Annotated in this window: 12 protein-coding genes; 10 read left to right on the top strand and 2 right to left on the bottom strand. The window is 45.7% G+C overall.

Going from position 1 to position 12,860, the window contains the following annotated elements; all coding sequences use genetic code 11:
- The 4 genes from V5298_RS17055 to pyrF form a co-directional block, all read left to right on the top strand.
- Positions 1–1,887: PilZ domain-containing protein (locus V5298_RS17055; RefSeq protein ID WP_332932635.1), on the top strand; the 1,887-nt coding region annotated here is incomplete at its 5' end.
- A gap of 85 nt (positions 1,888–1,972) precedes the next feature.
- Complete coding sequence (locus V5298_RS17050) at positions 1,973–2,227, top strand: LapA family protein (protein WP_332932634.1); 255 nt, start codon at positions 1,973–1,975, stop codon at positions 2,225–2,227.
- Between the two features lie 3 nt (positions 2,228–2,230).
- Positions 2,231–3,400 carry a lipopolysaccharide assembly protein LapB gene (gene lapB, locus V5298_RS17045; RefSeq protein WP_332932633.1) on the top strand — a complete coding sequence of 390 codons (1,170 nt, stop codon included), beginning with the start codon at positions 2,231–2,233 and terminating at the stop codon, positions 3,398–3,400.
- 7 nt (positions 3,401–3,407) lie between these two features.
- On the top strand, positions 3,408–4,100 hold the full coding sequence (gene pyrF / locus V5298_RS17040; protein WP_332932632.1) for an orotidine-5'-phosphate decarboxylase: 693 nt from the start codon (positions 3,408–3,410) through the stop codon (positions 4,098–4,100).
- Positions 4,101–4,192: 92 nt separating this feature from the next.
- Here pyrF and ald read toward each other — a convergent pair whose 3' ends face one another.
- A complete protein-coding gene (ald, locus tag V5298_RS17035) occupies positions 4,193–5,320 on the bottom strand; it encodes an alanine dehydrogenase (RefSeq protein WP_332932631.1) in 1,128 nt (375 codons plus the stop codon).
- A 116-nt stretch (positions 5,321–5,436) separates the two neighbouring features.
- Here ald and lrp point away from each other — a divergent pair, with 116 nt between their 5' ends.
- From lrp to serS, 6 genes are all read left to right on the top strand, one after another.
- Positions 5,437–5,937, top strand: a complete 501-nt coding sequence (gene lrp / locus V5298_RS17030; RefSeq protein WP_416351196.1) for a leucine-responsive transcriptional regulator Lrp — start codon at positions 5,437–5,439, stop codon at positions 5,935–5,937.
- Positions 5,938–6,171: 234 nt separating this feature from the next.
- A complete protein-coding gene (locus V5298_RS17025) occupies positions 6,172–8,733 on the top strand; it encodes a DNA translocase FtsK (protein WP_332932630.1) in 2,562 nt (853 codons plus the stop codon).
- A gap of 3 nt (positions 8,734–8,736) precedes the next feature.
- Positions 8,737–9,366: an outer membrane lipoprotein chaperone LolA gene (gene lolA / locus V5298_RS17020; protein WP_332932629.1), complete on the top strand. Its 630-nt coding sequence runs from the start codon at positions 8,737–8,739 to the stop codon at positions 9,364–9,366.
- Between the two features lie 41 nt (positions 9,367–9,407).
- Positions 9,408–10,673 (top strand): replication-associated recombination protein A, encoded by a 1,266-nt coding sequence (locus V5298_RS17015; protein WP_332932636.1) that lies wholly within the window; start codon positions 9,408–9,410, stop codon positions 10,671–10,673.
- An 8-nt stretch (positions 10,674–10,681) separates the two neighbouring features.
- On the top strand, positions 10,682–11,065 hold the full coding sequence (gene crcB, locus V5298_RS17010) for a fluoride efflux transporter CrcB (protein ID WP_332932628.1): 384 nt from the start codon (positions 10,682–10,684) through the stop codon (positions 11,063–11,065).
- 10 nt (positions 11,066–11,075) lie between these two features.
- Positions 11,076–12,371: a serine--tRNA ligase gene (gene serS, locus V5298_RS17005; protein WP_332932627.1), complete on the top strand. Its 1,296-nt coding sequence runs from the start codon at positions 11,076–11,078 to the stop codon at positions 12,369–12,371.
- A 28-nt stretch (positions 12,372–12,399) separates the two neighbouring features.
- On the opposite strand, the gene V5298_RS17000 is transcribed toward serS, so the two are convergent.
- On the bottom strand, positions 12,400–12,744 hold the full coding sequence (locus tag V5298_RS17000; protein ID WP_332932626.1) for a TusE/DsrC/DsvC family sulfur relay protein: 345 nt from the start codon (positions 12,742–12,744) through the stop codon (positions 12,400–12,402).
- Positions 12,745–12,860: the final 116 nt, after the last annotated feature.

The following is a 12,860-nucleotide window of genomic DNA, read 5'->3' as shown; positions in this document are numbered from 1 at the left end:
GCCATAACCCCAAACTTTCCTGTTTCAAGCTTAACCTTTGAAAAAGGTAGAAACTTCAGTGTGTCATCATTAGGTTATAAAACCATGACCCTGGAAAGCAAAAGACCCGCAAAATTAGGCGTAGGGGATACCTTCGATTTCCAGTTTCCGGATGTTCCCGGTTTACCAAAGGGCCTGGTGATCAACTATGTAGCATCGGCGATAAAGTTTAATAAAGAGACAGAAAAATACGAAACCCACTTTAAGATGGCCGCTACCGTGAACCCTAAAATTACGCAAGTTCTTGAAAAATACATCAACCTTGCATCTTTTCAGCAGCCCTTACAACGGCAACTGGAAAGTGAACGAACCATGCAGGATCTTGAGCGGGATCGTATTTTGGACAATACCCCATGGGTGCCTTTGTTTATCAATCGCACGCCAAAAGGACTGCGACCCAAAATGGTGTTGTTTACCAAAACAAACGAAGGACAAAGTGGCGGACGCCCCATGTTGGACATTGCCACGGGAAAACGGCTTTTCCCTCGTATGATGACGGAAATGCTGCGTTACAAAGAAGCTTATATTATCAGCGGCACTATGCAGTCGAAACAAGGGGATTATTCACTGACGGCAACGTTACGGGAACTTGAATCCAGTGATCTGCTCGCACCGGTAATTCATATCATGAACAAAAACGGCAGTTTGCGTTGCTTGCAATGTCGACTTGCGAATGTGGAAGCCGAAGATAAACAAAAAGCGTTTTCCATTCATGATCTTACCTTACTTGACTATCCCGAGCTTGCCGAGCTCGACAAAATTATCTTTTATAAAGATGTCACCTCATCCCTCACAGACCTGGTGATCACCGAAAAACGTAACATTCCCGCTGTCGCAGAGGATTTTATCCATGATGTCAACACGTATACGATTGATATCATCAGAGAAGAAGGCTTAGACAACCGGGCAGAATCACGCTTTTTATTTGATAAAGCTGGGGTGGTAAAAACCGGCTTACTAAGTGCGATACCCGTTACTATTAAAGATATTTCCGTGCGTGGTATGCGTCTGGTATTTGACCAAGCCCCCAAGCGTGTGGATAAAGAACTTAAGGTTTCAGTGCCTGAGCTTAAAATAAAAAATCAAAAATATGAGGTTGTTGATTATAACCCGAATACACAGGAAGCCAGGTTAAGATTACCAACAAAGCGGGATGCCATTGCCAGCAGTATTGGTCAGTTCGTGAAGAACAATGCCGCCTATTTTAAAAATCGTGATTTGGCACTTCTACAGAGAAATACCCATCGTTTTGTTTGGGAGCTGGCAATACGACATCATCCATCAGCAAGTATATTGTGTACCACCAATCGCTATCTACTCAATCGTTTAAAAACCGTGTATCAGACCGCCGGTTGCGATGATCTTTATCCCTTCACCCAAGTGGGTAATGTGGTACCCATGCATGGTTTCTTTGCTGACAGGGAAGCACAAAAACCCAAATCTGAGTTACTTTCGGCGATTTTTAGTGGGGCGATTAGCACTACGTCGGTGTTTCATTGTGTGCGGAACAGCGACAGTAAACTGGTTTACCTTCCGGAACGGGGATTCCGCTTCGGGCCCTTACGTAGCAACGTGAAGCAACAAGTACAAAGTCATAAAGTGGCGTTATGCGTAACCCGAATTGACGTCAGTCGCTGTGCCTCGGCACTTACACCACTATCGAAAAAACGGCTTGCCCAATTATCTCGCATTGATAAGCCCATGTATGACAGATTTAGTGTTATGCAAACGTCCTATACCCACGTTTTATTTCTGACCAGTGAATCTGTGCTACATAATGCGATTATTAACGCTTCGCTTCGTCCCCATATGCAGGCAGTCAAAAAGGTGCATCGCGCAGAAGCCTGAAACCGAGTATTTTGAGTTATTGTGTGTCATGTTTCTTTTCAATTTGCTATCCTGATACATAGTTAGAAAATCAAGGGTTTTTGCGTTGAAAGGAATTATAACCTTACTACTTATCGTAGTTCTTTTAGCGTTTGCATTTGCTATTGGCTCTCAAAATGACGCATTTGTATCGGTGAACTATCTCATTGCACAAGCACAGTTGCGAGTTTCAACACTTATTGCGATCACGTTAGCGTTGGGCATAGTTATCGGTATTTTGATAATGTTGTTAAGTTGGTTAAGTCTTAGAGTACAACTTGTCGCAGCCCGAACTCGACTTCGTAAACTTACAAAAGAATAGTACATGCTTGAATTGCTGTTTCTCTTATTGCCTGTTGCGGCTGGTTACGGTTGGATCATGGGCCGTAATAGTGTTCGCCAGGCTCAAAGGAAGCAGTCGAGCATACTTTCCCGCCATTATTACAAAGGCCTTAATTTCCTGCTGTCGGATCAACCGGACAAGGCAGTAGATACCCTGATAAAAATGATTAACCTAAACAGCGATACGGTGGAAACCCATATCGCCATGGGCAATTTTTTTCGTCACAGAGGGGAAACGGACAGGGCGATTAAAATACATCAGAATCTGGTCAACAGAGATGAGATTCAGCCTAGCCAACAGGAAAATGCCTTAAAAGAGTTGGGCAAAGATTATATGCAGGCGGGGTTTCTTGAACGTGCCGAAAATGCCTATCTACAGCTTTTAAATAGCGATAAACATCTACTGGATGCGCAACAACACCTTTTCAGTATTTATCAAACCACGAAAGAATGGCAACGTGCCATTGAATTGGCCGAGCGCATGGTGAATTGCCATGGTGATAATGACGATGTCAGCGAGCGCTTATCTCATTTTTACTGTGAACAAGCCGAAAACGAGTTAAAACAGAACAAAACCGGCGATGCGCTTATTTTGTTGCAAAAGGCGGTGAATGCCGACGAACATGCTGTGCGGCCGTGGCTTATGTTAGGAGAGATCGCTCTTACTCAGAAGCGTTTCGATGATGCCCGTCATTATTTTGTACAGGTAGCGGAACATGATATTACCTGGTTTAGCGAAGCCATTCCGAGTTTAGAGAAGATTGCTGAAGAAACCGACAAATGGGATCTTTTTGAACAGTTGTTGTCAGCCCATTGGCATGAATGCGCCACGTCATATTTGGCCATGGTGGATATAAAAATTCACCAAGGTAAACACCAGGAAGCTGCAGACTACCTCATAGAACAACTTCGCCAGCGGCCTACCATGAAAGGCTTTAAAACCTTGATGGGGCTGTATATCGATCAAATTGACGATAAGGCATCCGCCGATAGCCTACGTTTATTAAAAGAACTGGTGGAAGAACAAATTACCCAGCGGCCTAAATATCGCTGTGTGAGCTGTGGGTTTTCAGGCAGAAAATTATACTGGCTGTGCCCCTCCTGTAAAAAGTGGAATGTAGTAAAACCAATTAAAGGCTTAGATGGAGAGTAACGCTTCAATGCAAGATCCAAAAGTAATCGTGGCTTTAGACTATGATAATGAAACCAAGGCGCTGGCGTTTGTTGATACGCTGGACCCGTCATTATGTCGCCTTAAGGTGGGTAAAGAAATGTTTACCCTTTTCGGCCCTGAGTTGGTAAAACAACTGATTGGTAAAGGCTTTGATATTTTCCTCGATTTAAAATTTCATGATATTCCCAATACTGTAGCTAAAGCGTGTAAAGCGGCTGCCGAGCTAGGTGTGTGGATGGTGAATGTGCACGCCAGCGGTGGGTTGGAAATGATGAAAGCGGCGAAGCAGGCTATCGACAATAGTGCCCATCCTCAAACCAAACTGATTGCGGTCACTGTGCTAACCAGCATGGATGAGGCCCAACTGGCCCGTGTCGTTCCTAATACTACGCCCAAGGAGCATGTGGAAAAGTTGGCTTTGCTAACACAGGAAGCTGGATTAGATGGTGTGGTGTGTTCCGCACAAGAAGCGGTAATGTTGCGTTCTTACGTGTCGCCCTCATTTTTGTTAGTGACCCCAGGTATTCGCCCTAAAGGCAGTGAAGTGGGGGATCAGAAACGAGTCATGACACCACAAGAAGCGATGAAATCCGGAGTGAGTTATTTAGTGATGGGCCGACCTATTACCCAAGCCCAGGATCCCATTGCCGTTTTAAAAAGTGTTAACGCCAGCATATAGCAGTGCATTACTGGAACTACAGATAAAAATAAGGCGAGTATAAAACTCGCCTTCATTTATTCCGCCGTTGGGATTTTTCGCAAAATCTATTGCTATTTCAAGGCTTCTTCAGCTGGGGTATAGGTTAAACCTAAAGATTCACCCAAGGCATCAACGACGGCTTTATAGGTCACTTTACCTTCATGTACGTTCAATCCGTTTAGCAGGTGTTTGTCATCAAGCAGGGCTTGTTTTGCACCTTTATTCGCTAATGCAAGGCCAAACGGTAAGGTTGCATTGTTCAACGCAATGGTTGAAGTGCGTGCCACGCCGCCTGGCATATTGGCAACACAATAATGCACAACATCATCTACCACATAAACAGGATCTTGGTGGGTTGTTGCTTTGGAGGTTTCAAAACAACCGCCTTGGTCAATGGCTACGTCAACCACCACAGCGCCGGGCTTCATGGCTTTAATATGCGCTGCATTAAGTAGTTTCGGTGCAGTGGCCCCTGGAATAAGTACGGCACCGACAACCAGATCCGCTTCTGCGCTGTATTGCTCGATGGCATCCACAGTGGAAAATACGGTTTTCACTTGGCCATTGAAGATGTCGTCTAACTGACGAAGTCTTGGCAAGGAGCGATCAAGAATCGTGACGTCAGCGCCCAGACCCAGTGCCATTTTTGCGGCATTGGTGCCCACAACACCACCACCGATCACCAATACCTTGCCCGGAGCCACGCCAGGTACACCACCAAGCAATGTTCCACTACCGCCATTGGCTTTTTCAAGATAATGTGCGCCCGCTTGAACAGACATACGACCGGCTACTTCACTCATAGGTGCAAGTAAAGGCAGGCCATTGCGATCGTCGGTGACGGTTTCATAGGCAATACAGGTTGCACCAGAAGCAATAAGCAGTTCTGTTTGTACCGGATCCGGGGCTAAATGGAGATAAGTATATAAGGTTTGCCCTTTGCGTAACATTTTACATTCGTTTGGCTGAGGCTCTTTAACTTTAACAATCATTTCTGCTTCAGCGAAAACTTGCTGTGCTGTAGAGGCTATGGTTGCACCAGCGGCGATATAATCATCATCGCTAAATCCAATGGCTGCACCTGCTTGGGTTTCAACAACAATATTGTGACCATGGGCTGCAAATTCTTTTACCGCGGCTGGCGTCAGGCCTACACGGTATTCATGATTTTTTATTTCTTTCGGTACACCGACTAACATAATTAACCTCTACATAATTAACATGGGTAGGAAAGGTCAAAAGTATACGATAGTTAAAATAGAAGTTTGTGCTGAAGATTGACGTTAAGCAGAGTATAATTTTGAAAAACAGCCATATTGCAGAGAATTATATGCTGGTAAAAACCCCTAAAAGCCTCGATCGAATCGATAGAAACATTTTAAAAGCACTGCAAAAAGACGGTCGGATCTCCAATGTGGAATTGGCCAAAACGGTGGGCTTAAGTGCAAGCCCTTGCCTTGACAGAGTGCGGCGTCTGGAGGCTCAGGGCTATATCAAAGGCTATCATGCCGAATTGGACCCGGAGAAACTAGGTGCAGCCATGTTAGTTTTTGTTGAGATCACACTTACCAAAACATCCGTAGATATCTTTGCAGAATTTTCTTCTGCGGTACAAGAACATGAAGATATCCAGGAATGTCATTTGGTGTCTGGGGATTTTGATTTTCTGTTAAAAGCGCGCGTGGCGGATATGTCCAGCTATCGACGTTTGCTCGGCGATACCTTGCTACGGTTACCCGGCGTGAGTGAATCTCGCACTTATGTGGTGATGGAACAGGTCAAAAGCACCACTGCATTAAGAATTCAGACAAAGTAAAATCAGCCTGCGTTCAGTATAAAGGGTTAACATGGTGAACAAGACACAGTTTATGGTAGTCTTTAATGTTCTTACAGGCGGATTATTTGGCAATGCTCGATTAATCAACGCATGTAGGTGAATTAAAACAGTATAAAAGCAATAATAATAAATAACTCAACTAGATACCTGCTTTTTTACCGGCGACAAGGAATGCAGATCGCGGGGCAGGTTACGTACAGTGATTAAGGGTTTATGGCGCGTTTAACAGGTCTACAGCGATTACTTGAAGCAGGCATGATACTTGTCTGTGTGTTCGCATTTTTTATTCTTTTGGCTTTAGCTTCCTTTCATCCTGGTGATCCCGGTTGGAGTCAGGCCGGTTTGCAGCTTGAAATCCATAACTGGGTAGGGGCTTCAGGTGCATGGATCGCCGATCTTCTATTATTTACCTTCGGTTGGTTAGCTTACCTGCTACCGTTTTGTTTTGCCTTTATGGGCTGGTTTTTGTTTCAGCACGTGAAAGAGCTGGATGAGTTTGATTATTTAACCATCGGCCTTAGGATCATCGGCGCCTTACTGATTGCCCTTGGTATTACCGGTATTGCCAGTATTAATTTTAATGATCTTTATAATTTTTCCGCTGGCGGTTTTGTGGGGGATGTTATTAGTTCTGCACTTATCCCTTATTTTAATAAAGCGGGCACGATCCTATTATTGCTGTGCTTCTTTTGTACCGGATTTACGTTATTAACGGGTATCAGTTGGCTGGATATCATTGATAATATCGGTGGTGCTACACTTTGGTTTGGTCGTAAGACCATCTTGCTACCCCAACAACTTATGGGGTTAGAAATGCCTAAACTTGCATTACCAACCCGTGATAAAGAGGTAGGGGAGGGGACACAGCAGTCCCTTGAAGTGACCAGCTTGCGTGCAGAACCCCCTGCGTCGGAAGACGCGCCGTTATCTCACCGTTCTTCGTCGAATGACGATGTACGCAATGAACCGACCATTGGCATTCCCGATGAAATATTCTCTACCGAGGATGAGCCTCCTTTTATTGTTGATGATGAAAAAATCACATTGAATCAGGCAGCGGCACCCATAGAAGAAGAGAAAAAAGCATCTGGTTTCTCATTTAGCCATTTAAAAGAGAAGCTAACACCCCAGAAAAAAGAGGCATCGTCGACTACAGAACAACACGCATCTGAGACCGATACTACACCTGTGGTGAAACCCGAGAAGCCAGCTAAAAAGCCCACAACGTTGGCCGAAGCGGTGGCGGCAAAAGAAGCAGAAAAGGCCGAGTTGGCCACACTAGGGCCCATGCCATCCTTTGATTTATTAGAGCGGCCGGACAGAAAAGAGAACCCCATTACCCAGGAAGAGATGGATATGGTTTCTCGTCTTGTGGAAGATAAGTTGGCTGATTTCAATATTGAGGCAAGCGTGGTTGGTGTGTATCCAGGCCCCGTTATTACGCGCTTTGAGTTAGATTTAGCGCCCGGAGTCAAAGTCAGTAAGATCACCAGTTTGTCGAAGGATTTAGCCAGAGCCATGTCGGCTATCTCGGTTCGGGTAGTGGAAGTGATCCCAGGAAAATCGGTGATAGGGCTGGAATTACCAAACAAAAAGCGGGAGATGGTTCGCTTAAGTGAAGTGATTTCCTGCGACGCATTTCAAAGTAGTAAATCGCCCCTTACCATGGTTTTAGGGGCCGATATAAGCGGTAAGCCGGTTATTGTAGATTTAGCAAAAATGCCTCACTTACTGGTCGCGGGCACCACAGGTTCGGGGAAATCTGTGGGCGTAAACGTCATGATATTAAGCTTATTGTATAAGTCCACACCTGACGATGTACGCATGATCATGATTGATCCCAAGATGCTCGAATTATCCGTTTACGAAGGAATTCCGCACTTGTTAGCTGAAGTGGTCACCGATATGAAAGAGGCGGCCAATGCCTTGCGCTGGTGTGTCGGCGAGATGGAGCGCCGGTATAAGCTTATGTCAGCGCTAGGTGTGCGAAACTTAAAAGGATATAACGCCAAGGTGTTGCAAGCCAAAGCGGATGGAGAGCCAATTAAAGATCCCTTGTGGCGCACCGAAGATAGTATGGAAGAAGAAGCACCGGATTTAGATAAATTACCTGCCATCGTGGTTGTGGTGGACGAATTCGCAGACATGATGATGATTGTGGGTAAGAAAGTAGAAGAACTCATTGCCCGTATTGCCCAAAAAGCGAGGGCGGCGGGAATACATCTGATTTTAGCCACTCAACGCCCGTCGGTGGATGTTATTACCGGTTTGATTAAAGCCAATATACCGACCCGTATTGCCTTTCAGGTATCCAGCAAAATTGACTCGCGAACCATTTTAGATCAGCAAGGGGCTGAAGCCTTACTGGGCATGGGGGATATGCTTTATTTGCCTCCGGGAAGTCCAGTACCTACTCGTGTTCACGGTGCGTTTGTGGATGATCACGAAGTTCATGCGGTGGTGAGTGATTGGAAAAAACGGGGTGAACCCAATTATATCGATGAAATTCTCAACGGTGAGGCCACGGCGGAAGTCTTATTGCCCGGCGAACAACCAGAGAATGCAGATCAAGAATACGATGCCTTTTTTGATGAGGCGGTGGCGTTTGTCACAGAAACCCGTCGTGCCAGCGTATCTTCCGTGCAGCGCAAATTTAGAATTGGCTACAATCGCGCAGCAAGATTGGTAGAACAAATGGAAGCCAATGGTGTGGTCTCTTCGCCGGGACACAATGGTAATCGTGAAGTGTTGGCGCCACCTGCGCCTAAGGAATAATCCATGATAAAGAAAACACGCCTGTTAATTGGCTTTGTTGTTATGGTCGTCAGCCATTTGAGCATGGCTGAGATCTCACCGTCTGCGTCGGCGCTAAAAAAGACGTTAATGGGGATTGAACAATATCAGGCAAAATTCCATCAAAAAGTCACCGATGCTGCCGGTAATGTGGTGCAAGAAGCCACGGGGATCTTAACCTTGGCCCGACCGAATCAATTGCGCTGGGAAACCCATTCACCCAATGAAAGTTTATTGATCGCCGACGGTAGCGCGGTTTGGTATATCGATCCGTTTGCCGAACAGGTTACCATCTTAGATCAAGCCAATGCGGTTGAGAACAACCCGGTTATTTTACTGACTTCCAATGATGACAGTACATGGGAAAAGTTTACGGTACAGACGGCAATGGGCGAATCTAATTCCTATATTATTGAACCGGTGGAGCCTGACGGACAGGTTCATCGCCTGATCGTAACCTTTAAAGACAATAAATTGGTGTTCTTAAGTACCACCGATGCCCAGGAACAAATTAGCGAATTGGCTTTTTCCGAAATAAAGATGAACACGCCGGTTGCACCGACGTTATTTAGTGCTGAATTCGATGACAATTATATTGTTGATGATCAACGGTGAAGGGAGTGAGTAATCTTCCTGTTGCACCGTTAGCCGCAAGAATGCGGCCCACGGATATCGCCCATTACGTAGGCCAGACCCATTTGCTTGGGGAAGGCAAGCCATTGCGCAAAATGCTTGAAGCTGGCCAGTGCCATTCCATGGTGTTGTGGGGGCCACCGGGTACAGGCAAAACCACGTTGGCGGAGATGATTGCCTGTTATACCGATGCTAAGGTCATTCGGCTTTCCGCAGTAACCGCCGGCGTTAAAGATATTCGAAACGCCATGGAACAAGCTGAATTTGATGCCAAACATCATCAACGAACCCTATTGTTTGTGGATGAAGTACACCGTTTTAATAAAAGTCAGCAAGACGCGTTTTTACCCTTTGTCGAATCAGGTACGGTGACCTTTATCGGTGCCACCACGGAAAACCCGTCCTTTGAGTTAAATAATGCCCTGTTGTCCCGGGTGCGGGTATACGTACTTAAACCCCTTGATACTGAGGCACTGTCACATCTTATTGACACTGCTTTGGAGGATGAAGACAAGGGGCTCGCTTCCCTTTCGTTATCCATTGCTCCCGATGCCCGTGATGCCATTATTGGCCTTTGTGGGGGGGATGCCAGACGCTTACTCACCTATTTAGAGTTAGCCAGTGATTTTACCGAAGGCAATACTATCTCGTTACACGATATTGAGCAGGCGGTGGGCGAAAAGGTGGCGGCCTATGATAAACAAGGCGATGCGTTTTATGATCTAATTTCAGCCTTTCACAAGTCGGTAAGGGGGTCAGATCCTGACGCGGCCTTGTATTGGTATGCCCGAATATTAAATGGTGGTGGCGATGCCCTTTATGTGGCTAGACGATTATTAGCCATTGCCTCTGAAGATATTGGCAATGCAGATCCTAGAGCAATGCAGCTTTGCATCAATGCATGGGATTGCTATCATCGCGTGGGACCCGCCGAAGGGGAAAGAGCCATAGCCCAAGCGGCGGTGTATTGTGCCCTTGCGCCAAAAAGTAACGCAGTATACACGGCGTTTTCTCAGGCCAAGCAGTTGGCAGCAAGTGCGCCAGATTACCCGGTTCCTTTGCATTTACGCAATGCACCCACCGCATTATTAAAAGAAATGGGCCACGGTAAAGAATACCGTTATGCCCATAACGAACCGAATGCCTTTGCTGCCGGTGAGATCTATTTACCAGAAGAACTGGCTAATACGCGTTTTTATCATCCCACTGAGCGGGGATTGGAAAAGAAATTAAAAGCCAAACGGGACTATCTTGACGCGTTAAATGCGCAAGGTCGCCAAAAAAGATAAGGGTACCTATGCCAACGGGAATTATTTTGTATTTATACCTGGCTGCTGGCGGCGCTGCAGGCGCTTGTCTGCGTTATTTCGTTACCACTAACATCGATTCTTGGTTTGGAAAATCGTTGCCATTTGGTACACTCACGGTCAATATCGTTGGCTCTTTTAGTCTGGCATTACTTTATGGGTTTATTGAACGTCATGAGTTAATGGAATCACCTTATCGGGCATTGCTTGGTGTGGGATTGCTGGGTGCATTCACCACCTTCTCAACGTTTTCCATCGAAACACTCACCTTGTTAGAGAATGGGCTTATTGTTAAAGCGCTGGCCAATGTGTTTTTAAATGTTAGTTTTTGTTTATTAGCAGGCTGGGCAGCCATTGCTATTATGAAAGGATAAAAAGAATTACATGTTAGATCCAAAGTTACTTCGGGCCGACATCGAGAATACCGCTAAGCGACTTGCTGAGCGCGGCTTTATTCTGGATACAGAAACCTTCAATGCGCTGGAAGAAAAGCGCAAGTCGTTGCAAACCAAAACACAGGAATTACAAAACGAACGTAATGTTCGCAGTAAGTCCATCGGTAAGGCTAAAGCACAAGGACAGGATATTGCGCCCTTGTTGGCGGAAGTGGGCCAGTTAGGTGACGATCTTGATGCCGCGAAAGCAGAGCTATCCGAATTACTCGAGCAAATCACTGCGCTAACCCAAGGTATTCCTAATTTACCTGATGCCTCGGTACCTGTGGGTAAAGACGAAAACGACAACCTTGAAATCAGTAAATGGGGCGAGCCCCGGTGCTTTGACTTTGATGTGAAAGATCATGTGGATATTGCCGATGGTCTATCAAAAGGCGCGGATTTCGAACTGGCCAGTAAGCTCACCGGTAGTCGCTTTGTCGTCATGCGCGGACAAGTGGCGCGATTACATCGTGCATTGGCCCAGTTCATGTTAGATACCCATACGTTAGAACATGGCTATCAAGAGATGTATGTGCCTTATTTGGTAAACCACGACAGCCTGTATGGAACCGGTCAACTGCCTAAATTTGGCGAAGATCTGTTTCATACCCAACCGGCAACAGAAGAAGGTCAGGGTTTATCACTGATCCCTACTGCGGAAGTACCACTGACAAATATTGGTAGAGATGAAATATTCGATGCTAACCAATTACCCCTTAAAATGACGGCCCATACGCCCTGTTTTCGCAGTGAAGCTGGCTCCTACGGCCGTGATACCCGTGGTTTGATCCGTCAACATCAGTTTGAAAAAGTGGAACTGGTTCAATTGGTTAAACCTGAAGATTCCTTTGACGCGCTAGAATCGTTAACAGGTCATGCTGAAGTGATATTACAGAAATTGAACTTACCCTATCGCAAGGTATTGCTATGTACCGGTGATATGGGGTTCGGCTCCTGTAAAACCTATGATCTGGAAGTGTGGTTACCGGCTCAAAATACGTATCGTGAAATTTCTTCATGCTCAAACATGTTGGATTTCCAGGCCCGTAGAATGCATGCCAGATACCGTAATCCCGAGACAAACAAACCGGAGTTGTTACATACATTAAACGGTTCTGGTTTGGCGGTAGGGCGCACCTTGGTGGCAGTGTTGGAAAACTATCAACAAGCTGACGGTAGTGTGGTAGTGCCTGAAGTCTTGGTGAGCTACATGGGTGGTGTTACCCATATTCCAGTCGGGTAGCGGATATGGGCCTAACATAGGCCCTATATCAAAGGCATTTAGCCGGCTTAGGTAAGCCGGCCAGTTTGGTGGCTTGCTTAGCAGGTCCTTTTTTAAACAGTCGCTGTAAATAGCGGCTGTTTCCTTTTTCAGGACCGTATTTTTGCGCCATGGCTTTTACTAAAGCCCGAATAGCTGGGCTGGTGTCATATTCCAGATAAAAATGCCGGACAAACCTTATCACTTCCCAGTGATCCTCTGTCAATTCGATATTTTCCTGCTCAGCTAACAAGGGCACCATAGATTCATCCCATTCGGTGTAATCAATGAGATAGCCATTTTTATCGGTTTCAATGACTTTATCTAGCCAAATGAAGCTATTTCGTTCACTCATTTTACTTCTATCCAGTGAGGGTAGTTCTCTGTTAATGCCAGTATGTGCTCATCTGAGCATTGGTGGATCTGGGCTACTGCAATTCCCCGCGTAAGGGCATCGTCGTTGTGCACATA

Origin of the sequence: Alteromonas sp. 14N.309.X.WAT.G.H12, assembly GCF_036697315.1 — a bacterium.
In the GTDB taxonomy this organism is placed as follows: Bacteria; Pseudomonadota; Gammaproteobacteria; order Enterobacterales; family Alteromonadaceae; genus Alteromonas.
The sequence above is the reverse complement of the archived record's forward strand: the minus strand, read 5'-3'. Positions and strand labels throughout refer to the sequence as shown.

Excerpts from the sequence above, each read along its gene's own strand:
- V5298_RS17025 (WP_332932630.1), top strand. The coding sequence starts at position 6,172 with ATGGCGCGTTTAACAGGTCTACAGCGATTACTTGAAGCAGGCATGATA.
- V5298_RS17015 (WP_332932636.1), top strand. The coding sequence starts at position 9,408 with ATGCGGCCCACGGATATCGCCCATTACGTAGGCCAGACCCATTTGCTT.
- lolA (WP_332932629.1), top strand. The coding sequence starts at position 8,737 with ATGATAAAGAAAACACGCCTGTTAATTGGCTTTGTTGTTATGGTCGTC.
- crcB (WP_332932628.1), top strand. The coding sequence starts at position 10,682 with ATGCCAACGGGAATTATTTTGTATTTATACCTGGCTGCTGGCGGCGCT.
- pyrF (WP_332932632.1), top strand. The coding sequence starts at position 3,408 with ATGCAAGATCCAAAAGTAATCGTGGCTTTAGACTATGATAATGAAACC.
- ald (WP_332932631.1), bottom strand. The coding sequence starts at position 5,320 with ATGTTAGTCGGTGTACCGAAAGAAATAAAAAATCATGAATACCGTGTA.
- lapB (WP_332932633.1), top strand. The coding sequence starts at position 2,231 with ATGCTTGAATTGCTGTTTCTCTTATTGCCTGTTGCGGCTGGTTACGGT.
- serS (WP_332932627.1), top strand. The coding sequence starts at position 11,076 with ATGTTAGATCCAAAGTTACTTCGGGCCGACATCGAGAATACCGCTAAG.
- V5298_RS17000 (WP_332932626.1), bottom strand. The coding sequence starts at position 12,744 with ATGAGTGAACGAAATAGCTTCATTTGGCTAGATAAAGTCATTGAAACC.